26 protein-coding genes are annotated in these 20,318 nt (G+C 74.2%); 14 read left to right on the top strand and 12 right to left on the bottom strand.

Translation table 11 applies throughout. The features are described 5' to 3' along the window. The first annotated feature begins 38 nt into the window (after nucleotides 1–38). Entirely contained in the window at nucleotides 39–1,028 is a 990-nt protein-coding gene (locus NFX44_RS17745; RefSeq protein ID WP_208602949.1) for an RNA polymerase sigma factor RpoD/SigA, read from the top strand. Nucleotides 1,029–1,096: 68 nt separating this feature from the next. Here NFX44_RS17745 and NFX44_RS17740 read toward each other — a convergent pair whose 3' ends face one another. Further along, entirely contained in the window at nucleotides 1,097–2,065 is a 969-nt protein-coding gene (locus NFX44_RS17740) for a C40 family peptidase (RefSeq protein WP_262284671.1), read from the bottom strand. A 493-nt stretch (nucleotides 2,066–2,558) separates the two neighbouring features. Here NFX44_RS17740 and NFX44_RS17735 point away from each other — a divergent pair, with 493 nt between their 5' ends. Continuing rightward, nucleotides 2,559–3,074 (top strand): DUF6232 family protein, encoded by a 516-nt coding sequence (locus NFX44_RS17735; protein WP_262284670.1) that lies wholly within the window; start codon nucleotides 2,559–2,561, stop codon nucleotides 3,072–3,074. A 9-nt stretch (nucleotides 3,075–3,083) separates the two neighbouring features. On the opposite strand, the gene NFX44_RS17730 is transcribed toward NFX44_RS17735, so the two are convergent. Together NFX44_RS17730 and NFX44_RS17725 are read right to left on the bottom strand one after the other, a co-directional pair. Continuing rightward, complete coding sequence (locus NFX44_RS17730) at nucleotides 3,084–3,413, bottom strand: DUF3817 domain-containing protein (protein ID WP_262284669.1); 330 nt, start codon at nucleotides 3,411–3,413, stop codon at nucleotides 3,084–3,086. A gap of 25 nt (nucleotides 3,414–3,438) precedes the next feature. Continuing rightward, nucleotides 3,439–3,855 (bottom strand): hypothetical protein, encoded by a 417-nt coding sequence (locus NFX44_RS17725; RefSeq protein ID WP_262284668.1) that lies wholly within the window; start codon nucleotides 3,853–3,855, stop codon nucleotides 3,439–3,441. 122 nt (nucleotides 3,856–3,977) lie between these two features. Between NFX44_RS17725 and NFX44_RS17720 the strand changes: the two genes are divergently transcribed. Genes NFX44_RS17720 through NFX44_RS17710 form a run of 3 tightly spaced genes read left to right on the top strand, consistent with a single transcriptional unit; the run spans nucleotide 3,978 to nucleotide 5,171 of the window. After that, a complete protein-coding gene (locus NFX44_RS17720; protein ID WP_262284667.1) occupies nucleotides 3,978–4,277 on the top strand; it encodes a DUF6158 family protein in 300 nt (99 codons plus the stop codon). Continuing rightward, nucleotides 4,277–4,600: a hypothetical protein gene (locus NFX44_RS17715; protein WP_262284666.1), complete on the top strand. Its 324-nt coding sequence runs from the start codon at nucleotides 4,277–4,279 to the stop codon at nucleotides 4,598–4,600. The genes NFX44_RS17720 and NFX44_RS17715 overlap by 1 nt, the downstream gene beginning before the upstream one ends. A 31-nt stretch (nucleotides 4,601–4,631) precedes the next feature. After that, complete coding sequence (locus tag NFX44_RS17710) at nucleotides 4,632–5,171, top strand: DUF1360 domain-containing protein (protein WP_262284665.1); 540 nt, start codon at nucleotides 4,632–4,634, stop codon at nucleotides 5,169–5,171. A gap of 62 nt (nucleotides 5,172–5,233) precedes the next feature. On the opposite strand, the gene NFX44_RS17705 is transcribed toward NFX44_RS17710, so the two are convergent. The 3 genes from NFX44_RS17705 to NFX44_RS17695 are packed head-to-tail and all read right to left on the bottom strand — an operon-like array spanning nucleotide 5,234 to nucleotide 6,844. Further along, nucleotides 5,234–5,443, bottom strand: coding sequence for a hypothetical protein (locus NFX44_RS17705; protein WP_262284664.1), 210 nt, complete (start codon nucleotides 5,441–5,443; stop codon nucleotides 5,234–5,236). 42 nt (nucleotides 5,444–5,485) lie between these two features. After that, on the bottom strand, nucleotides 5,486–5,710 hold the full coding sequence (locus tag NFX44_RS17700) for a hypothetical protein (protein ID WP_262284663.1): 225 nt from the start codon (nucleotides 5,708–5,710) through the stop codon (nucleotides 5,486–5,488). A gap of 48 nt (nucleotides 5,711–5,758) precedes the next feature. Then, a complete protein-coding gene (locus tag NFX44_RS17695) occupies nucleotides 5,759–6,844 on the bottom strand; it encodes a 3-deoxy-7-phosphoheptulonate synthase (RefSeq protein ID WP_262284662.1) in 1,086 nt (361 codons plus the stop codon). Between the two features lie 263 nt (nucleotides 6,845–7,107). On the opposite strand from NFX44_RS17695, the gene NFX44_RS17690 reads away from it, so the two are divergent. After that, nucleotides 7,108–7,323 carry a hypothetical protein gene (locus NFX44_RS17690; RefSeq protein WP_262284661.1) on the top strand — a complete coding sequence of 72 codons (216 nt, stop codon included), beginning with the start codon at nucleotides 7,108–7,110 and terminating at the stop codon, nucleotides 7,321–7,323. Here the strand turns inward: NFX44_RS17690 and NFX44_RS17685 are convergent. Then, nucleotides 7,290–8,012, bottom strand: coding sequence for a phosphodiesterase (locus NFX44_RS17685; RefSeq protein WP_262284660.1), 723 nt, complete (start codon nucleotides 8,010–8,012; stop codon nucleotides 7,290–7,292). The two genes, NFX44_RS17690 and NFX44_RS17685, sit on opposite strands and share 34 nt — an antisense overlap. Nucleotides 8,013–8,093: 81 nt before the next feature. Here NFX44_RS17685 and NFX44_RS17680 point away from each other — a divergent pair, with 81 nt between their 5' ends. From NFX44_RS17680 to NFX44_RS17650, 7 genes are all read left to right on the top strand, one after another. Next, nucleotides 8,094–9,386: a pitrilysin family protein gene (locus NFX44_RS17680; protein ID WP_262284659.1), complete on the top strand. Its 1,293-nt coding sequence runs from the start codon at nucleotides 8,094–8,096 to the stop codon at nucleotides 9,384–9,386. Then, complete coding sequence (locus tag NFX44_RS17675; protein ID WP_262284658.1) at nucleotides 9,383–10,729, top strand: pitrilysin family protein; 1,347 nt, start codon at nucleotides 9,383–9,385, stop codon at nucleotides 10,727–10,729. Before NFX44_RS17680 ends, NFX44_RS17675 begins: the two co-directional genes overlap by 4 nt. Nucleotides 10,730–11,008: 279 nt before the next feature. Continuing rightward, a complete protein-coding gene (locus tag NFX44_RS17670; protein ID WP_262284657.1) occupies nucleotides 11,009–12,034 on the top strand; it encodes an aspartate-semialdehyde dehydrogenase in 1,026 nt (341 codons plus the stop codon). A 5-nt stretch (nucleotides 12,035–12,039) separates the two neighbouring features. After that, on the top strand, nucleotides 12,040–12,480 hold the full coding sequence (locus NFX44_RS17665) for a PPOX class F420-dependent oxidoreductase (protein WP_262284656.1): 441 nt from the start codon (nucleotides 12,040–12,042) through the stop codon (nucleotides 12,478–12,480). 73 nt (nucleotides 12,481–12,553) lie between these two features. Beyond that, nucleotides 12,554–12,970 carry a CBS domain-containing protein gene (locus tag NFX44_RS17660; RefSeq protein WP_262284655.1) on the top strand — a complete coding sequence of 139 codons (417 nt, stop codon included), beginning with the start codon at nucleotides 12,554–12,556 and terminating at the stop codon, nucleotides 12,968–12,970. Between the two features lie 162 nt (nucleotides 12,971–13,132). After that, nucleotides 13,133–13,501 (top strand): SCP2 sterol-binding domain-containing protein, encoded by a 369-nt coding sequence (locus NFX44_RS17655; protein WP_262284654.1) that lies wholly within the window; start codon nucleotides 13,133–13,135, stop codon nucleotides 13,499–13,501. Next, on the top strand, nucleotides 13,501–15,564 hold the full coding sequence (locus NFX44_RS17650; RefSeq protein ID WP_262284653.1) for a glycogen debranching N-terminal domain-containing protein: 2,064 nt from the start codon (nucleotides 13,501–13,503) through the stop codon (nucleotides 15,562–15,564). The genes NFX44_RS17655 and NFX44_RS17650 overlap by 1 nt, the downstream gene beginning before the upstream one ends. Nucleotides 15,565–15,613: 49 nt before the next feature. Here NFX44_RS17650 and NFX44_RS17645 read toward each other — a convergent pair whose 3' ends face one another. Together NFX44_RS17645 and NFX44_RS17640 are read right to left on the bottom strand one after the other, a co-directional pair. Next, a complete protein-coding gene (locus NFX44_RS17645) occupies nucleotides 15,614–16,006 on the bottom strand; it encodes a VOC family protein (protein ID WP_262284652.1) in 393 nt (130 codons plus the stop codon). Nucleotides 16,007–16,025: 19 nt separating this feature from the next. Beyond that, a complete protein-coding gene (locus tag NFX44_RS17640) occupies nucleotides 16,026–16,673 on the bottom strand; it encodes an alpha/beta hydrolase (RefSeq protein WP_262284651.1) in 648 nt (215 codons plus the stop codon). 111 nt (nucleotides 16,674–16,784) lie between these two features. On the opposite strand from NFX44_RS17640, the gene NFX44_RS17635 reads away from it, so the two are divergent. Then, on the top strand, nucleotides 16,785–17,534 hold the full coding sequence (locus NFX44_RS17635; protein ID WP_262284650.1) for a 1-acyl-sn-glycerol-3-phosphate acyltransferase: 750 nt from the start codon (nucleotides 16,785–16,787) through the stop codon (nucleotides 17,532–17,534). A gap of 108 nt (nucleotides 17,535–17,642) precedes the next feature. Here NFX44_RS17635 and NFX44_RS17630 read toward each other — a convergent pair whose 3' ends face one another. The 3 genes from NFX44_RS17630 to NFX44_RS17620 all read right to left on the bottom strand — a co-directional run bounded on the left by NFX44_RS17630 (nucleotide 17,643) and on the right by NFX44_RS17620 (nucleotide 20,297). Continuing rightward, nucleotides 17,643–18,386, bottom strand: coding sequence for a hypothetical protein (locus NFX44_RS17630; RefSeq protein WP_262284649.1), 744 nt, complete (start codon nucleotides 18,384–18,386; stop codon nucleotides 17,643–17,645). Nucleotides 18,387–18,459: 73 nt separating this feature from the next. Further along, nucleotides 18,460–19,176 (bottom strand): response regulator transcription factor, encoded by a 717-nt coding sequence (locus NFX44_RS17625; RefSeq protein ID WP_262284648.1) that lies wholly within the window; start codon nucleotides 19,174–19,176, stop codon nucleotides 18,460–18,462. Continuing rightward, on the bottom strand, nucleotides 19,146–20,297 hold the full coding sequence (locus NFX44_RS17620; protein ID WP_262284888.1) for a hypothetical protein: 1,152 nt from the start codon (nucleotides 20,295–20,297) through the stop codon (nucleotides 19,146–19,148). The genes NFX44_RS17625 and NFX44_RS17620 overlap by 31 nt, the downstream gene beginning before the upstream one ends. Between the last annotated feature and the right edge of the window lie 21 nt (nucleotides 20,298–20,318).

Here is a 20,318-nt window from a genome sequence, read left to right as displayed (position 1 = left end):
CACAGCGGAGGTTACGGGGAGGGCTGATGAACGTGGGGATGGCAAGGAACCGGGCAACCGGCGCGAGCGAGGGGACCGTGGCAATCGTGGACAAGAACATCGGCATGCGTACCGACGAGGTCGCCGAGGAGCGGGACCTGGTCGGCGTCTACCTGCACGAGATCTCCCGGACGCCGCTGCTGGACGCCGCCAAGGAGGTCGATCTCTCCAAGGCGATCGAGGCCGGCCTCTACGCCGAGCACCTGCTCGGCGAGGACCGCGTCCCCGCCGGCGTCGACCGGGAGGACCTGGAGCGGCTGGTCGTCGAGGGGGAGCGCGCGAAGGACCTCTTCATCCGCGCCAACCTGCGACTGGTCGTCTCGATCGCCCGCCGCTACGTGCGGTCGGGCATGCCCATGCTGGACCTCATCCAGGAGGGCAACACCGGCCTGGTCCGCGCGGTCGAGAAGTTCGACTACGAGCGTGGCTACAAGTTCTCCACCTACGCGACCTGGTGGATCCGCCAGGCCATCAGCCGGGCGATCGCCCAGCAGGAGCGCACCGTGCGCCTGCCCGTGCACCTGGTCGAGGACGTCAACCGGATGCGGAACGTGGCCCGGCAGCTCACCCGTGAGCTGGGCAGCGACCCGGAGCCGGAGCAGATCGCGGCGGCGCTCGGCGTCACCGTCGAGCGGGTCAACGAGCTGCGGCGCTGGTCGCAGGACACCGTCTCGCTGGACACCCCGGTGGGCGACGACGGCGACACCAACCTCGGCGACCTGGTCGCCGACAGCGACGCTCCGTCGCCGGAGGAGATCGTCCTCACCGGCCTGGAGCGGCAGCGGATCGAGGGTCTGCTCAACCACCTCGACGACCGTTCGGCCGGCATCATGCGGGCCCGGTACGGCCTGGAGGACGGGCGCGAGCACTCGCTGACCGAGGTTGCCTCGCGGTTCTCGCTCTCCCGGGAGCGGATCCGCCAGCTGGAGATCCAGGCCCTCGGCCGGCTCCGTGAGCTGGCCCGCGCCGAGGGGCTGCAGGCGGCCTGAGCTGGTAGTAATGGACTGAACGAACGGCCGGCGTCCGATAGGGGGACGCCGGCCGTTCGCCGTCCGGGTCAGCGCACCCGGCCGTAGCCGGCGATCGACATGATGTCCATGTCGCGCTTGTTGACGTTACGGCCCGCGCTGGGCGCGTCGATGATCTGACCGCCGCCCACGTAGAGGGCCACGTGCCCGAGACCGGAGTAGAACACCAGGTCCCCGGGTTGCAGCGAGCCGCGGCTGATCCGGGAGGTGGCGTCCCACTGCATCGCCGCGTTGTGCGGCAGGGACTTGCCGGCGGCCCGCCAGGCCGCCAGGGTCAGACCCGAGCAGTCGTAGCTGCCGGGACCGTCGTCGCCGTAGCCGTACGGCTTGCCGATCGCGCCGTAGGCGTAGCGCACGGCCACGCCGGCGGAACCGGAGATGGCCGGGGCGCTGCCGGCGGAGCTGGACCGCGCGGGCGCCTCGGTGGCCCGGCCGTACGCCTTGCGGCGCAGCTCGTAGAGACGGGCCAGGTCCGCCTCGATCTTCTTCTTGCCGGCGGTCAGCTGCCTGGCCTGCGCGGCCTCGCGGGCCAGCGTGGCGTCGAGCCGGGTCTTCTGGTCGATGAGCCGGCGCTGGCTCTCGGTGAAGCCGCTGATGGTCTGCTGCCGCTGGCGGGTCAGCTGGTCCAGGGTGCCCAGCCGGTCCGGCAGCGTGGCCGGCCCGCCCGGCTCCAGCAGGGCCTGCACGGTGCGCATGCCCCCGGTCTTGTACGCCGTCGCGGCGAGGACGCCCACGTCGGCGCGGCTCCGCTCGGCCTGCTCCTGCAACGGGCCGATCCTGGCCTGCAACGTGGCCGCGGTGGCCTTGTTGGCCTTGATCTCCTCGTTGAGCTTGTTGTACGACTCGACGATTCGCTCCAGCTCAGTCGAGGACTTCTCGATCTGCTTCGTCAGCTCGGCGGGGGTGGGCTCGGCCCGAGCCACCGACGCCGGGGCGAGCAGCGCGGCCGAGAGGCCCGCCACCGCCAGTGAGCGCAGCAGGATCCGTAAGGACGACAAGAGCGGAAAGCTCCTCTCCGACTCTCGCCGGTGCGGCGTGTGCCACCCGGCGACACCGGCCCGGGGCCATCCGGGTGGATGGCGGTCGACCGGACCGGCCTGCCCAACCTAACCCGTGACCGGAGTGACGGGGAGTTGAAGCAGGGGCGAAAGTTGGCAAAGTGTCAGGAAGTGCCGCCGATGCCGGTGACGCTTCGTGACCGTTTCGCGGGCGCGGCGTCGCGGCGCCGGGGCCGGGTGGGCGGATCGCACCAGTGGCCCGATTCGTCGTTCTGGGCGGATGTCGCCAGGCAACGCGCCGCCAAATGATGACAAAGGTGGAAATCACTCCCGTTTCCCGGCACCTGCCGCGCCCGGCGACAGGCGCGTGGCCAGGGAAAACGCCCGGTCCGGTGGCGCGCCCGCAACACAATGAAGCGCGGAGTTCGGGAATCCCGCCCTGCGGCAACGCCGACGGCGCGGCGGCCCGACCCGCGAATCCTGGGAGGCCGCCGTGCAGACCGATGGCTCCACCACCCGCCCGCCCCGGTCCCCCGGCGCGGTCTCCGCCACCCTGCTCTACGCCCGGCCCGGCATCGTGGTCACCGGCGAGCGCTTCACCGTGGGCCGCAACAGCTGGCCGGTCGCCGAGATCACCCAGCTCTGGACCGCCCGCGGCCCGCACGACCGCCTCGCCCTCCGCGCGGTCGCCGTCTCCGCGGCCCTGATCGGCGGCGTCGGTGTGCTGCTCGGCTTCACCGGCGGGCTGCAACGGCTCACCGCGGCCGCGTACCTCACGCTGGGCGCGGTCGGTTTGCTGCCGCTGCTGCTCGTGCTGATCGGGGACCGCTGGCGGCCCCCGTCGTACGAGCTGTGGGGCCGGCTCCGCGGCACCGAGGTGCTGCTGTTCAGCAGCGACAACGAGCGGCAGTTCGGCCAGGTCACCCGGGCCCTGCAACGCGCCCGGGAGGGGGTGCGCCACGGCGGTTGGGCCCCGCCGGTGGCCGAGGCCTGGCGGCCGAACCGCTGACCGGCCGGCTCAGCCGGCCACCGGCTCCGGGGTCCGGGGCGCCTGCTCGGCGGCCATCCAGTGGCTCACCCGGCGCTCGGCGTAGAACGAGACGAACGGCACGGTGCCCGCGAGCATCACGAGCAGCATCCGCTTGAGCGGCCAGTCGGCCCGCCGCGACAGGTCGAAGGTGAGGGCCAGATAGATCATGTAGAGCCAGCCGTGCGCGGTGCCGACCACGGCCACCACGGTCGGGTTGTCGAAGCCGTACTTCAGCGGCATGCCGATCAGGACCAGCACCACCAGCGCCACGCCCACGATCCAGGCGATCACGCGGTACCGGGTAAAGGCTCCGCCCACCGTCGTCCGTCCTTCCGCACCGGCCTCAGCCGGGATAGTCGCCGGGCCTCGCGCCCGGGTTGGCGTTCAACCATGCAAGGTAGCGGTTGTACGCGGCCAGTTCGCCGTCGTCGGCCCCGCCGGTCGGGGCGACCGGCACCCGGCTGACCCGCACCGGCCGGCGTACCGCCGGGGCGGCGGCCGGCTCGGCGTCGGCGGCCGCCGGCGGCGCCGGGCTGGCCCGCTCCTCGCGCGCCGCCCGCAGCGTGTGCCGCAGCTCACGCCACCAGACGAAGACCACGAAGGCGGCGAACACCGGCCACTCGATCGCGTAACCGAAGCTCAGCGTGTTGCCCCCGGCGGCCCGGGTGACCTGCCACCAGCCCAGCCCGAGAAAGCCCACCACCAGCACGACCATGGCCACGTGGCGAGCGATCCACGCCGGTGTCCAGAGCCGCTTCATGCCATCGAGGGTACCGGGCCCACCCGCCGTCTCCGACGCGGTGTCGTAGCCGGGACGGGTTTGGTGGCACCCCGGCTGGGCATCCGTCTAGACGCCAGCCCGAACGAGACGAGGGGGCGACGATGACCGAATCAGTACGCCGTGACGCCAGCCCGGAGCAGCGGGTGACCGAGTGGGACGGCGACCACGCGCGCACCCACGAGATCGACGGTGAGCTGCTCGGGGTGGACCCCGCCGAGCTCGGCGACGAGGACCTGATCCGGGAGATGCAGAGCCTGCACCGGACCCGCCTGGACACCCTCCGGCACGCCACCGACTCGGCGCTCGCCAACCACCTGCGCCGCACCGCCGAGCTGGAGACCGAGTACCTGGCCCGCAACCCGGGCCGGGAGGTCGACCCGAGCCGGCTCCGGGACGCCTGATGAGCAACCACGCCGAGCGCGGCATGTCCGCGCCCCCCGAGGTGGTGTTCAACACCGCCACCGACCCGGACCGGTCGTCGGCCTGGCTGCCCGAGGCGCTGCGCCGCTCCGGCACCCACCAGGTGGAGGTGGTCGACGCCGAGGACATGCGGGCCCGCTGGAGCTCCGAGTCCGCCGGCTGGTCCGCGGACATCGACGTGGAGCCGGCCGACGCCGGGGGCGCCCGGGTCCGGCTCGACCTGAACGGCACCGACCACGGCATGGCCGACGAGATCCTGTCCAACCTCGCCCGCGAGGTGTCCGACAACCTGAACGCCGGCTGAGCCGGTCGCCACGACGAGAAGAGGAGGCCGGGTGACCGGGAGTGGCCTGAGGCAGAAGGTGGCGCGGCTGCGCCAGGCGTACGCGCCGCACGAGTACCGGCCGCTGGGCGGCTACCTGGCGGCCATGGGCACCTACGGCGCCGTCACCGCGTCGCTGGTCGGCCTGGTCAAGGCGACCGGCCGCCCGGTGCCGGAGCGGCCCGCGCCCGCGGACCTGGTGCTGCTGGCCATCGCGACCCACAAGCTGAGCCGGCTGCTCTCCAAGGATGCGATCACCAGCCCGCTCCGCGCGCCGTTCACCCGCTACGACCACCCGATCGGCAGCGGCGAGGTGATGGAACAGGTGCGCGACCAGGGCAGCCCCACCCGGCACGCCGTCGGCGAGCTGCTGAGCTGCCCGTTCTGCCTGGCGGTCTGGGTCGCCACGGGCCTCACCGGCGGACTGGTGCTCGCGCCCCGGCTGACCCGGCTCGTCGCCACCGCGCTGACCGCGGTGGCCGCCTCCGACTTCCTCCAGATGGGGTACGCGGTGGCCCAGCAGGCGGCCGAGGGCGGGCACCGGAAGGAGTAGGGCGGGACGCAAAAGGGGGCCCGGCGCGCCGCGCCGGCCCCCCTTTCCCACGTCCGGTCCGCTCAGGTGGGGGTGGTGCCGTGGTCCTCGCCCGCCCAGCCGCGCGACGCCTCCGGCTCCCGCTCGTCCTCGTCCGACCCGGTGATCACCTCACGGTCCACAGCGGTGCGGTCGTGCTCGTTGGCGAAGTCCGGTTCCGGCAGCGTGTCGGTGCCCTCGGGCGGCTGGCCGAGCGCCGGGGGGTGCTCGTGTTCCTCGTTGCGGTCGGTCATTGCGCTGTCCTCTCCGTCCTCGGGCCGCGTCCGCCGGATGGCTCAGGCCACCGTCCCGCCGAGCAGGTCGGCCGCCTCGTCGACCGCGTACTCGCCCTCGGGCAGCGCGTCGATCCGGGACAGCAGATCGGCGGGGAGTTCGGCGGCCACCGCCCGGCGGTAGATGTCCGCCTGGCTCATCCGCTCCTGGCCACGGAAGATGTCGTCGAGCAGTTCGTCGAGCTGTCGGGTGTCCGGCTGCTCGGTCACGGGCGCGTCGTCGGTCACGCCGACCAGCTACCCGGGCCCGAATCGGTCAAACGTCCCCACCACCGCTCAGGCGGGTGTGGGGAGGGTGGCCCGGCGGGCGCGGACCGCCTGGGCGAGGTGGTCGAGGACGTCGGCCGTGGTGTCCCAGCCGATGCAGGCGTCGGTCACCGACTTGCCGTACTCCAGCTCGCGGGTGGGGTCGAGGTCCTGGCGGCCGGGCTGGAGGAAGCTCTCCAGCATGATGCCGACGATGCCCCGCTGGCCGGCGGCGAGCTGGGCGGCCACGTCGGCGGCGACCACCGGCTGGTTGCGGTGGTCCTTGCCGCTGTTGGCGTGGCTGGCGTCGATCACCACCCGCTCGGGCAGCCCGGCCGCGCGCAGCAGGTCCAACGCCCCCGCCACCGAATCCGCGTCGTAGTTGGGCCGGCCACCGCCGCCCCGCAGCACCAGGTGACCGTCGGCGTTGCCCCGGGTGTGCATGATCGCCGGGATGCCGGAGACGTCGATGCCCGGGAAGACGTGCGGCACGCCAGCCGCCCGGATGGCGTCCACCGCGGTGGAGATGCTGCCGTCGGGGCGGTTCTTCATGCCGATCGGCATGGACAGGCCGGAGGCGAGCTGGCGGTGCACCTGGCTCTCCACGGTCCGGGCGCCGATCGCGCCCCAGGCCACCGTGTCGGCGATGTACTGCGGGGTGATCGGGTCGAGGAACTCGCAGCCCACCGGCAGGCCCAGCCGCAGCACGTCGAGCAGGAGGGCCCGGGCGGTGCGCAGGCCGGTGTTCACGTCGCCCGAGCCGTCCAGGCCCGGGTCGTTGATCAGGCCCTTCCAGCCCACGGTCGAGCGCGGCTTCTCGAAGTAGACGCGCATCACCACGAGCAGGTCGTCGGCGAGCCGGTCGGCGACCTGGCGCAGCCGGCCCGCGTACTCCAGGGCCGCGGCGGGGTCGTGCACCGAGCAGGGGCCGACCACGACCAGCAGCCGGTCGTCGGCGCGGTCCAGCACCCGGCCGACCGCGCGCCGGCCGGCCACCACGGCCTCGGCGAGGGAGTGCTCCAGGGGCAGGTGGTGGTGCAGCAGGGCCGGGGTGGTCAGCGGCACGACACGGTCGATCCGCTGGTCGATGACCCGATGGGCGTCCGGGGTCGTCACGGTGGGATTCCTTCCGCCGACCGTGCCCGGGGCCGGCGCCCGGGATCGAGCCGGCTGCTCGTACGCGAAAGGGCAGGGAATCATCCCTGCCCGGCCGGCTCTAAGAGGAAGTGACGTCAGCTCATGGTCGAGTCACCGGCTCCTCAGCCGGCTGCCTAAACCATCGATACGACCGCGTCACGCCCGTCAGCGTACCCGACGGGCCGACCGGGTCCCACCCGCTCGTCGGGTACGCCACGCCCCGGCGGGGGTATGAGGACGGCATGAGCCACGACCAGAGCGATCAGGACCGGATCGAGTCCCGCGCCCACCTGCTGCCCGAGGAGGCCGCGGTGGGCAGCGAGGATCCCGAGGCGCAGGCCGACGCGATCCTCACCGAATCGGACATCCGGGAGGAGGACCGGAACGCCGCGCCGGACACGGTCCTGGAGCACCGGACCTCCGATCAGACCGTCACCCCCGTCGAGCCTCCCGACTGAGCGGACGCGCCGCGGGCCCGCCGGGACCCCCGGTAGGTGGTGGCCCGCAACCAGGCCAGCGGTCCGGCCACCCGCGCCCCCGGCGGCACGTTCCCGATCGGGTCGAAGGCCAGCGCGGCGTCCTCCCGGGCGCCGCGCCGGCCGTCCAGGCGTACCTCGCCGAACGGCCGCCACGGCCCGACCGCGGAGGCCACCGCCAGCACCAGCCGTGGCCCGTCGTCGCCGGCCACCGCCGGCAGCCCGGCCAGGCCGCGGCCCAGGTCCGGCGAGTCCGGGTCGGCCAGCACCGCCAGGTACAGCCGCCGGCGGCCGGCCCGGAAGGCCATGATCGAGCTGTATGTCCCGGTGAAGCCGCGCCGGGGCAGCGGCAGGTGGCGCAGCACCGGCGGGGCGGCGCTGGAACTGGCCAGCAGGTCCACCGGCGGCTCCGGATCGCGGTGCAGCCGGATGCCGACGCCCAGCACGTCCGGCCAGCTCCCCGGCGTGGGCACACCCTTCGAGAGGCGGACCGTCGCCGGCCACCGGCTCGGCAGGTCGAGCAGCGGCACTCCGGTCGGCGGGCCCGGCGTACCCCAGATCAGGACCTCGGCGGAGAAGGTGCGGCCGGCGGGGTGCAGCAGCCGGCCACGCCGGAGCCGCGCCAGCGCGGCGGCGGCGCGTTCGACCGCGGACGATGCGGGGGAGGACATGCCGGGCGAGTACCCCGGCGCGCGGCGACGATGCTCCCCGCACGTCACCTTTCCACCCGCGAGATCGGATAGCGTCGTGCCATGCCCGACAGCGGTTACCCCTGGCCGATCGAGACGACCCGACTGGACAACGGCCTGCGCGTGGTGGTGAGCGAGGACCGCACCGCCCCCGCCGTCGCCGTGAACATCTGGTACGACGTGGGTTCCCGCCACGAACCGGCGGGCCAGACCGGCTTCGCCCACCTCTTCGAGCACCTGATGTTCGAAGGCTCGGTCAACGTGGCGAAGACCGAGCACATGCGGCTCATCCAGGGCTCCGGCGGCTCGCTCAACGCCACCACCAACCCGGACCGGACGAACTACTTCGAGACGGTCCCGGCCGAGCACCTGGAGCTGGCGCTCTGGCTGGAGGCCGACCGGATGGGCGGGCTCGTCCCGGCGCTGACCCAGGAGACGCTGGACAACCAGCGGGACGTGGTGAAGAACGAGCGCCGCCAGCGCTACGAGAACGTGCCGTACGGCGACGCGTGGCTGCGGCTGCTGCCGCTGCTCTATCCGCCCGGGCATCCCTACCACCACGCCACGATCGGCTCGATGGCCGACCTGAACGCCGCCGACCTGGCCACGTTCCAGGCGTTCCACCGCACCTACTACGCGCCGAACAACGCGGTGCTCACCGTGGTCGGCGACACCACCGCCGCCGAGGTGTTCGCGCTGGCCGACAAGTACTTCGGCGGGCTGCCGCCGCGCGAGGACATCCCGGCGGCACCGGACGGGCGCGCCGTCCCGGCCACCGGCCGGCCCGCGGTGGAGACGGTCACCTCCGACGTGCCCGCTCCCCGCGTGTACGTCGCGCACCGCACCCACCCCTACGGCACCCCGGGATACGACGTGACGACCGTGCTCGCCACCGTGCTGGGCACCGGCCGGGGCAGCCGGCTCTACCAGCGGCTCGCCGACGGCGAGCGGATCGCCCAGCCGGACCTGGTCGGGGCGTACGGCGTGGACCTGGCGCACGCGCCGGCGCCGCTGATCGCCACCGCCACGGCCCGCCCCGGCGTGTCCGGCGACCGGCTGCGCGAGGGGCTGACCGAGGTGGTCGACGAGTTGGCCACCGTGCCGGTGACGGCGGCCGAGCTGGACCGGGCGAAGGCGCTGCTGAGCACCCAGTGGTGGCGGCACATGTCCACGGTGGATGGTCGAGCCGACGTCCTCGGCCGGTACGCCACCCAGTTCGGCGACCCGGCGAAGATCGGTGAGCGGCTGCCCGCCTGGCTCGCCGTCACCGCGGAGCAGATCGCCGAGCAGGCCACCGAGCTGCTCGGCGCGGCCGACCGGGCGACCCTCACCTACCTGCCCGAGGAGACCTCATGACGCTGATCGCCGCCCGTCCCGGGCCGGGCGCCGCCCGCCCGTACCGGTTCCCGCAGGTGGTCCGCCGGTCCGCCGCCGGCGGGCAGGTCGTCGCCGCGCACCTGCCCGGGCAGAACCTCGCCGTCGCGCTGCTGCTGCTCGACGGCGGCGCCGGCCGGGAGCCGGTCGGCAAGGAGGGGCTCGGCGGGGTGCTGGCCAAGGCGCTGGAGGAGGGCACCGCCCAGCGGGACGCCACCGCGTACGCCCTGGCCATCGAGGCGCTCGGCACCGAGCTGGTGACCGGCCTGGACTGGGACTCGTTCCAGGTCAGCGTGCAGGTGCCGGTGGACCGGCTGGGCGCGGCCGTGGAACTGCTCGCCGAGGCGGTGCGGACGCCGAAGCTCGACCCGGCCGACGTGCGGCGGGTCCGCGACGACGAGGTGACCGCCCTGCGGATGGACTGGGCCAACCCGGGCCCGCGGGCCGACGCCGTGCTGCGCGCCGAGCTGTTCGGCGCGGACAACCGCTGGGGCCGCCCCATGTACGGCGACCCGGAGAGCGTGGCCGGCCTGGACGTGGACGACGTGACCGTCTTCCACTCCGAGTGGTTCATCCGCCCCGGCACGCTGATCGTCGCCGGTGACCTGGACCGGATCGACCTCGACGCGCTCGCCGCGACGGTGTTCACCGGGGCCGGCGGCGCGGCGCCCGACAAGGGCGGCCCCATCGAGGTGACGCTGTCCGACCGGCGGCGGATCATCCTGGTCGACCGTCCGGGCTCGGTGCAGTCCACGCTCCGCCTCGGGCACCCGTCGCCGCACCGCGCCCACCCGGACCACGTGCCGATGACGCTGGCCGGCACGGTGCTCGGCGGGGCCTTCACCTCCCGGCTCAACCACCTGATCCGCGAGGTGCGCGGCTACACGTACGGGATCCGGGGCGACTTCGCCTCGTCCCGCCGGTTCGGCCGGTTCGCCATCAGCTCCGGGGTGCAGACGGCGGTGACCGCGCCGGCTCTGGTCGAGGCGGTCGGCGAGGTGTCGCGTACCCGGTTGACCGGGGTGACCGAGGACGAGCTGGCGGTGGCCCGCTCCTGGCGGGCCGGTCAGCTCTCCGTCGAGCTGCAGAGCCCCCGGGCCATCGCGTCGGCGTTGACCACGCTGGTCGTGCACGACCTGCCGGACGACTACCACGCCCGGCTGCGCGAGGCGCTGCTCGCCGCCACCGTCGAGGAGGTCTCCGCCGCGGCCGCCGCCCACCTGCACCCGGAGTCGCTCACCCTGGTCGTCGAGGGCGACTCGGCGGTGATCCGGGACGAGCTGGTGGCCGCCGGCCTCGGCGACGTGGTCGACCACCGGTCCTGACCCGCTCCGGCGCGTGGCGGTGCCCGCCGGGCACCGCCACGCCCGGGGCCCGGGATGTGATCCGCGTCGCGTCACGGTGCCGCCGCGCGTCCGGCCGGTGGACGCGGATGCTGCGGCCCGGGCCCCGGTTGGCGGAGGATTCTCCGTCTGCGGCCCGCCGCCGGCCGGTGTCGTTGCAGGTCGACGGGCCGATCGGCGAAGGGCCCGGCCGGCGGCCGGCGGCCCGCGCGCTGGGAAAGGCTTCCCGCCGCCCCCGCCCGGCTGGGTAGCCTCGCGGGCATGAGGATCGGCATTGTGGGGGCCACCGGCCAGGTCGGTGGCGTGATGCGGCAGGTGCTGGCGGAGCGCGACTTCCCGGCGGAGGAGCTGCGGCTGTTCGCCTCGGCCCGGTCGGCCGGGCGCACGCTGCCCTGGCGCGACGGCGAGGTCACCGTCGAGGACGCGGCCACCGCGGACTACCGCGGCCTGGACATCGTGCTCTTCTCGGCGGGCAAGGGCACCGCGAAGGAGCTGGCCCCCCGGGTCGCCGAGGCCGGCGCGGTCGTCATCGACAACTCCTCGGCGTTCCGGATGGACCCCGAGGTGCCGCTCGTGGTCGCCGAGGTCAACCCGCACGCCGTCGCCGACCGGCCCAGGGGCATCGTGGCCAACCCGAACTGCACCACCATGGCCGCCATGCCGGTGCTCCGCCCGCTGCACCGGGAGGCCGAGCTGGTCAGCCTGGTGGTCACCACCTACCAGGCGGTGTCCGGGGCCGGCCTGGCCGGCGTGGCCGAGCTGGACGAGCAGGTCCGCAAGGTCGCCGAGCACGCCGCCGGGCTCGCCTTCGACGGGTCGGCCGTGGAGTTCCCCGCGCCGCGTTCGTTCGCCCGTCCGATCGCCTTCAACGTGCTCCCGCTGGCCGGCTCGATCGTCGACGACGGCTCCTTCGAGACCGACGAGGAGCAGAAGCTGCGCAACGAGAGCCGGAAGATCCTGGAGATCCCCGGGCTCAAGGTCAGCGGCACCTGCGTCCGGGTGCCGGTCTTCACCGGCCACTCGCTCCAGATCAACGCGCGCTTCGCCCGCCCCATCACCCCGGCCCGGGCCCGTGAGCTGCTCGACGGCGCGCCGGGCGTGGCGTTCTCCGAGGTGCCGACCCCGCTGGAGGCCGCCGGCCAGGACCCGACCTACGTCGGGCGGATCCGGGCCGACGAGACCGTCGAGCACGGCCTCGCCCTGTTCTGCTCGAACGACAACCTGCGCAAGGGCGCGGCCCTCAACGCCGTGCAGATCGCCGAACTCGTCGCCACGGAAGGGCGCTGATCCCCGTGGCGGACGAGCAGACCCGGCAGGCGCTGACCGATCTCGTGGCGAGCCGCCGGCTCGGCGTGCTCGCCACCCTGAAGCGCGACGGCCGGCCCCAGCTGTCCACGGTGGTCTACTCCTTCGACCGGGACGCCGGGCTGATCCGGATCTCGGTGACCGACGGCCGGGCGAAGACCGCGAACCTGCGCCGCGATCCCCGGGCCAGCTTCCACGTCAGCAGCGAGGACGGCTGGGCGTACGCCGTGGCGGAGGGCCGGGCCGAGCTGGCCCCGGTGGCCGAGCGGCCGGACGACCCGACCGTCGAGGAACTGGTCGGGCTCTACCGGGCGGTGCAGGGCGAACACCCGGACTGGGACGACTTCCGGCGCGCCATGGTGGCCGAGCGCCGGCTGGTGGTGCGGCTGCACGTCGACCGGCTCTACGGGATGCCGCCGCGCGGCTGACCGGCGCCCGCTCCCGGTTACCTCGCCCGCGCCGCCGGGTAGACCGCGGTGCCGACACCGAGAGGGGAGCACCATGACAACGGTCGGAGAATTCATGACGACCCGGTTGGTGACGATGGACGGCAGCGACACCCTCACCGCCGCGGCGCAGGAGATGCGTGACAGCGCCATCGGCGACGTGGTGGTGACCGATGGCGACAACGTGGTCGGCATCGTCACGGACCGGGACATCACGGTCCGGGGCGTGGCCGAGAGCCTGGATCCCAGCACGACGAAGCTCGACCAGATCACCAGCAAGGACGTGGTGACGGTCAGCCAGTACGACGACGCGGTGGCCGCCGCCGACCTGATGCGCACCTACGGGGTCCGCCGGCTCCCGGTGACCGAGGACGGCCGCCTGATCGGCCTGGTCTCGATGGGTGACCTGGCCGTCGAGCGGGAACCCCAGTCGGTGCTCGCGGACGTCAGCGCCGACGACCCGAACAACTGACCCGTCGGCAACTGTGACGCCGGCCCCCGGTTCGGGGGCCGGCGTTCACGCGTCCGGGCTCCTGGCGGGCGACTCACCCGAACCGGGCGAGGTTGGTCCCGTACCCGGCGGGGACCCGTTCTCGGACGTCGGAGGGCCGCCGATCGCGGGAGGAGTCGCCCGATGGATGTGACCACGAGATTCTTCGAGGACCTGGACCGGCGGGAGTTCGAACCGCTGCTGGTCAAGGCCTCCGGAACCCTCCGGTTCGACCTGCACGAGGGGCCGCGGACCACGCACTGGCTGCTGGAGATCGACCGGGGAAAGGTCCGGGTCCGCCAGGAGGACCAGGAGGCCGACACCGTTGTCGGCGCCGAGCCGCGGCTCTTCGAGGAGCTGGTCACCGGCCAGGAGAACACGATCGCCGCGCTGCTGCGGGGGGACATGACGGTCTCCGGCGACCTGCGCCTCGTGTTGCAGGTCGAACGGATCTTCCCCGGCCCGGCGGAGTCACGGGGGCCGCACCACGAGTTCCAGAGGAGGGCCGCCTGATGGCCGCGAGCAACACCATCCGGATCCTGGACGGCAACACGTTCGTGGTCTCCGAGGACACCGGTGACATCGAGGCCACGCCGAGCGAGCCGACGGGCCTCTTCTCCCTCGACATGAGGTTCCTGTCGAAGTGGGTGCTGACCGTCAACGGCGAGCGGCTCAACGCCCTCTCCTACGACGACCTCCAGTACTACGAGGCCCGCTTCTTCCTGGTGCCGGGGATGGCCACCCACTACATCGACGCCAAGCTGTCGATCATCCGGGAGCGGGCCGTGGGCGGCAGCTTCCGGGAGTCGCTGACCATCCTCAACCACGACGAGAAGGCCGTGGACCTGGAGATCCGGATGGACGCCGGCGCCGACTTCGCCGACCTGTTCCAGGTCAAGGACGAGATCCTGAACAAGAAGGGCGAGACGTACGCCGAGGCGGAGGCCGACAAGCTCCGGCTCGGCTACCGGCGCGGCAACTTCCGGCGCGAGACCGTCATCTCCGCCTCCCGGCCGGCCCGCTACGACCGCAACGGCTTCGCCTGGACCCTCCACCTCGAACCGAACGAGCAGTGGGACGCCGCCATCGACGTGCAGACCCACGCCGTCGGGCCGGGCGGCCGGGACCTGCGGATGGGGCTGCGGGCGCACGGCACCGAGCGGCTGGCCCTCCAGCACGACCTCGACCAGTGGATCGCCAAGGCGCCGAAGGTGAACAGCGAGCACGGCCGGATGTCCTCGACGTACCGGCGCAGCCTCATCGACCTGGCCGCGCTGCGGTTCTCGCCGCTCTCGCTCGGCGGGCAGACCCTGCCGGCCGCCGGCCTGCCCTGGTTCATGACCATGTTCGGCCGGGACAGCATCCTCACCTGCCTCCAGGTGCTGCCGTTCGCACCGGAGATGTCGAAGACCACCCTGCGCATCCTGGCGGCGTTGCAGGGCACCCGGTTCGACGACTTCCGCGACGAGGACCCGGGCCGGATCCTGCACGAGATGCGCTACGGCGAGACCGCCGCCTTCGAGGAGCAGCCGCACTCGCCGTACTACGGCTCGGTGGACGCCACGCCGCTGTTCATCGTGCTGCTCGACGAGTACGAGAAGTGGAGCGGCGACGTCGCGCTGGTCATGGAGCTGGAACGGGAGTGCCGGGCCGCGCTGAAGTGGATCGACGAGTACGCCGACCTGGTCGGCAACGGCTACATCTGGTACGAGCGGCGCAACAACGACACCGGCCTGGAGAACCAGTGCTGGAAGGACTCGTGGGACTCCCTCTCGTACTCCGACGGCACGCTGCCGCCGTTCCCCCGCGCCACCTGCGAGGTGCAGGGGTACGCGTACGACGCGAAGATGCGGGCCGCCCGGCTGGCCCGGGAGTTCTGGGGTGACCCGGGGTACGCCGACCAGCTGGAACGCGAGGCCGCGGCCCTGAAGGAGCGGTTCAACCGGGACTGGTGGGTGGCCGACGGCGGTTTCTACGCCCTGGGGCTGGACCCGAACGGCCGGCAGTGCGACGTGCTCAGCTCCAACATCGGCCACCTGCTGTGGAGCGGGATCGTGCAGGAGGACCGGGCGGCGCAGATCGCCGAGCACCTGGTCGGCCCGCGGCTGTTCTCCGGCTGGGGGGTGCGCACGCTGGCCGAGGGCGAGGTGCGCTACAACCCGATCGGCTACCACAACGGCACGATCTGGCCGTTCGACAACTCGTTCATCGCCTGGGGCCTGCGCCGGTACGGCTTCGCCGAGGAGGCCGCCACCGTCGCGAGCGGCATCCTGGACGCGGCGCGCTACTTCGACGGGCGGCTGCCGGAGGCGTTCGGCGGCTACCAGCGGGACCTGACCAAGTTCCCGGTGGAGTATCCGACGGCGTGCAGCCCGCAGGCCTGGTCGACGGGCGCTCCGCTGCTGCTGATCCGGACCATGCTGGGGCTTGAGCCGCACGAGGGGCACCTCGCGGTGGACCCGCGGCTGCCGGCCGGCATGGGGCGGATCGAGGTGCTGGACATCCCGGGCCGGTGGGGCCGGGTGGACGCCTTCGCCCGGGGCCGGCTGGAGCTGGAACACCAGCCGACCTCCTGACGCGGACCGGCTCCCGCCGTCGCCGCAGGCCGGCGGGAGCCGCCGCGGCTCAGTGCCCGGGCAGCAGCGTGTCGCCGTGCGCCTCACTCCGGGGGAGCAGGCAGAACTCGTTGCCCTCCGGGTCGGCCAGCACGGTCCACCGGGGCAGCTCGCGGACGACGGTCGCGCCCGCCTCCAGCACCGCGGCCCGCTCCTCCGCGTCGCCGATCAGGTCCAGGTGGATCCGGCCGGCGCCGGGCAGGTCGTCGACCGGGCTGATCCAGACGTCCGGCCGCCGGCCGGCGGGGTCGCGCAGCAGCACCGACTCGTCCGGCTCCAGCGACCGGCCGGCGAGCTTCGCCCGGTCCTCCTCGACCACGGGCAACCCGGTCACCGTGCTCCAAAACGGGGCGAGCAGGTAGGGGTCGCGGCAGTGGATGACGATCGCGGCGAGATCGGGCATGCCCTGCACCGTAGTCGGCTCAGGCTGGCGGCAGGACGCTGTCCAGGAACGCGGCGGTGACCGCCCGGATGTCGGGGCGGGCGAGGTCCAGCTCATGCCCGCCGTGGGTGAGCCAGAGGTGCGCCGGGTGGCCGGCGGCGAGCAGCCGGCCGGCCAGCCCGACCGACTGGACGGCCGGCACCGCGGCGTCGTCGCGGCCCTGCACGAGCAGCACCGGCACGCCGGAACCCAGGTGGCTGGCCACGGTGGCGTCGGCCGTCGCCGCGTCGCCCTCGGCCGGTGGGTGACCGAGCAGGCCCGCCCAGGGGTCGTCGTGCCGGCGTCGCCGCCGCCACTCCGGGTCGAGCGGGTCGACCGGCGCCCAGTAGGCCAGGACCCCGCGGACGTCGCCCGGCCGGTCCACCCCGCGCAGGCCCAGGTGCAGGGCCAGCATCGCGCCGGCCGAGTCGCCGCCGACCAGCAGCGGCAGCCCGCCCGCCGTGGCGCGGGCCGCCCGCGCGGCGGCGCGTACGTCGTCGAGCTGGGCCGGCCAGCGGGCCTCGGCCGCGAAGCGGTAGGTCGCCGGCACCACCCGCAGGCCGAGCGGGGCGAGCGCCGCCCCGTCCTCGTCGGAGCGGGCCCGCCACCCGCCGCCGTGGATCCAGAGCAGTACGGCGCGATCGGTCATCCGGCCATACTGGTCCCTGTGCCCCCACCACGGCGAGCCGCTCTGCCAATGGCAGAGCGAGGCGACTTTCGCCCCTACGGTCGCGTAACCTACTCGGGGTAAAGTTGGCGGATGTCGGAACTCGTGTACCCGCCCGTCATCCTCGCCGCCAAGACGATGTTCCGCGCTCTCGACCTGCGCCTGCGCGTTGACGGCAGCCACCACGTGCCGCGCACCGGCGGCGCGGTGCTGGCCTCGAACCACGTCAGCTACCTCGACTTCATCTTCTGCGGGTACGGCGCGCACGAGTCCGGCCGGCTGGTCCGGTTCATGGCCAAGGAGTCGGTCTTCCGGCACAAGGTCTCCGGCCCGCTCATGCGCGGCATGAAGCACATCCCGGTGAACCGGGCCGCCGGCGCCGGCTCGTACGCCTCGGCGGTGAGCGCGCTGCGCCGCGGCGAGGTGGTCGGCCTCTTCCCGGAGGCGACGATCAGCCGCTCCTTCACGGTCAAGGACCTCAAGAACGGGGCGGCCCGGATGGCCCAGGAGGCCGCCGTGCCGCTGCTGCCCGTCGCGCTCTGGGGCACCCAGCGGCTGTGGACCAAGGGCCGGCCGCGCACCCTCACCCGCCGGCACACCCCGATCACCATCCTGGTGGGCGAGCCGATCGACCCGGCCGACCACCCGGACGGCAACGCCCTGACCGCCGAGCTGCGCACCCGCCTCACCGCGCTGGTCGACCGGGCCCAGCGGGAATATCCGGACCAGCCCGCCGGCCCGGACGACGCCTGGTGGCAGCCGGCCCACCTGGGCGGCACCGCGCCCACCCCGGAGCAGGCGGCCGAGCTGGACCGTCCGGGTCGCCGGACCGCCGCCTCCTGACCCGCGCCGGGCGGCCGTCGCGTCGCCGGACCGGTCCGCGTCCGGCCCTGTCGGCGTCTGCCGGCCGCACGGACCCGGCCGCGCCCCGGCTGGCCGGCTGAGCGCCGGTCAGCAGGCGGAACCGGGGCGGTCCCGCGCCGGGACGTCCTGGCGGGGCCAGGCCGGCGGGTCCGCCAGGGCCGGGCGGTAGTAGTCGTCCCGGGACAGGAACTCGACAGGCAGCGAACCCGGCAGGGTCACCCCACCCCGGGTCGGGCCGGGCGTCGGGCTCACCCGGGCCATCAGGGTGTCCCGCTCCGGCGGGGAGAGGTCGACCAGCTCGGGGCGGGCCAGCCGGAACGCGGCCACCGAGCGGCGTACCTGCCGGGCCAGCGCGGCGACCAGGTCGACCGGGCCGGCGAGCGCCAGCGCCGGCTGCCGGATGGTGCGCAACGCGTCGCAGACCACCCGCAGCTCGCCGGTGCCGTCGGTGCTCTCGGCCAGCTCCAGCCGGGACGGCCACTGCCACCGGATCTGGCCGCTGACCAGGCGGGACAGCCGGACCGGGCGCCGGTGCCGGGCGTCCGGCCGGCCGTCCCGCCCGGAGACCAGGGACAGCTCGGAGCCGGTGCAGACGTACGCGAGCCGCCGGTCGGTCACGGTGACCGCCGCCGGGTCGGGCAGCGCCCAGGACCGGAGGTCGTCGCTGGGGCCCAGCAGGTGACCGGCCACCAGCAGCCGGTGCTGCCCGAGCAGCTGTTCGCCCGGCTCCGGGAGCAGCGCGTGGCGCCGGTCGAGCAGGGGACGGGTGGGGTCGTCATCCGCGTCGAAGCGGTGGGGCCCGATGAAGAAGGGCGCGGCGTCCTCCTGCACGGTCAGGACCTCCCGGTGGCGGTTGGCGATACGTCGAGCCTGGCCCACCCGAGGTCAGCTGTCATGACACCCGTTAGGGGGTCGGCCGGTCGGCCGACGCCTGTGACCGGTAGATGCCGATATCTTCCGGCCGGACGAGGCCGTCCTCAATCGCCCGGGCGAGCAGGGCCGCCTTGGTGGCCGCCGGGCGCCCCGCCCGGGTGTATTTGATCCGCGCCCGGTCCACGTACTGCTTCACGGTGTGCTCGCTGATCCGCATCCGGCGCGCCACCGACGCCTTCGACATCGACTGGAACCACAGCAGCAGCGCCTCCCGCTCCTTGTCCGACAGGGCCGGCCGGTCCGGGCGCGGATCGCCCACGATCGCCCCGGCCAGCGCCGGCGGCACGTACGGGCGGTCGCTGGCCGCGGCCAGCACGGTGGCCACGCAGTGCTCCCGGCCCTCGTGCTTGGCCAGGAACGCCACCGCGCCGGCGTCGAGCGCGGCCAGCATGATCTCCGGGTCGGTGTGCTCGGAGTAGACCACCACCCGGCGGCCCGCGGCGCTCAGCTCGGCGAGCTTGTCGAGCACCATCCGCCCGTGCAGCCGCAGGTCGAGCAGGACCACCGCGGCTTCCGGGGCGGCCCGCAGCACCACGTCCGGGTCGTCCCCGGTGGCCAGCACCCGCAGCCGCGGCTCGCCGGCCAGCCAGGCCCGTACCCCGTCGATCACGACCGGATGGTCGTCCACGATCGCCACGCCCACCGGCGGCCCGCCGGTCACGTCCTCCGCCACCGCGTCTGCGTCCATCTGATCTCCCCGTCCCGCTCGTGCAGGTGTTCCACCGGCCCGTCCCCGTCTCCGCCGGGCGGGCCGGTCGCGTCCGGCCCGTCGTGGTCGGGGGTGACGAGGCTGACCACCACCTCGTCCGGCCCGGCCACCACGGTCAGCCGGGCCCAGCCCCGGGCGCCGGCGAGCGCCGCGGTCGCCGGGTCGGCCAGCCGCCGGCGGACCTCGACCGGCAGCTCCGGCGGCGCCCCGACGGCGACCAGCTCGATCGGCAGGCCGTTCCGTTCCGCCAGGTCCGCGGCGGCGCGCAACTCGTGCAGCAGGGGATCCGGCACGTCGTCCGACTCGGCGATCAACCGGCGCAGCCGGCCCGCCGCCAGCACGGCGCGGCGGCGTACCGCCGGGTCGGCCGGGTCGGCGTCACCGGCCGCGAGTGCGGCCAGCACCTCCTCGGCGGTGCCGCTGGCCAGAGCCAGGCGCGCCTGCCGCTCCCGCTGGGCCCGTTCCGCCGCGTCCCGCTCCGCCACCACGGCCAGGGCCGACGTGGCGGTGGAGGCCCGGTCCCGGGCCAGCGCGGCGATCGCCGCCGCCCCGGCGAAGACCGCCACCGGCAGCGACGAGGTGCCGTAGACGTACATCGCGTAGCGGCTGAGGTCGGCCGGGGCGGTCGCCCCGTGCAGGACCACCGCGACCAGGGCGATCGCCGCGTGCGCGCCGAGCAGCGCGAGCAGCCAGCTCACCGGGCGCCGCCAGAGCACCAGCAGGAAGAACCACGCGAGCCCGCCCCACACCCAGTTGCCCGTGGTGAAGAGCTGCCGCTCACCGGCCGCCGCGAAGACCACCCCGTCGACGACCAGCAGCGCCACCGCCAGCAGCCGGGCCGGTGGCAGCCCGCCGCGCAGCAGGCGTACGCCGGACCCGACGCCGATCGCCGCGGTCACCAGCCAGCCCGCTGCGACCACCGGTGGGGCGGCCAGCCGGGACCAGGAGTCGAGCAGCGCCGGCAACCCGATCGCCAGGTGCCAGGCCAGCGCGATGAGCACCGCCGCGATCCGGGCGCCCCGGTCCGAGGCGTCGCCCACCGCGTGCGCCGCATTCGCGGCCGCGCCCGGGCCGGCGCGCTCCGGCGCCCGCTGCCGCACGAGCGCCGGGACCGCCGTGCC

Source organism: Micromonospora sp. MA102 (assembly GCF_025460765.1).
Lineage (GTDB): Bacteria > Actinomycetota > Actinomycetes > Mycobacteriales > Micromonosporaceae > Micromonospora > Micromonospora halotolerans.
The sequence above is the reverse complement of the archived record's forward strand: the minus strand, read 5'-3'. Positions and strand labels throughout refer to the sequence as shown.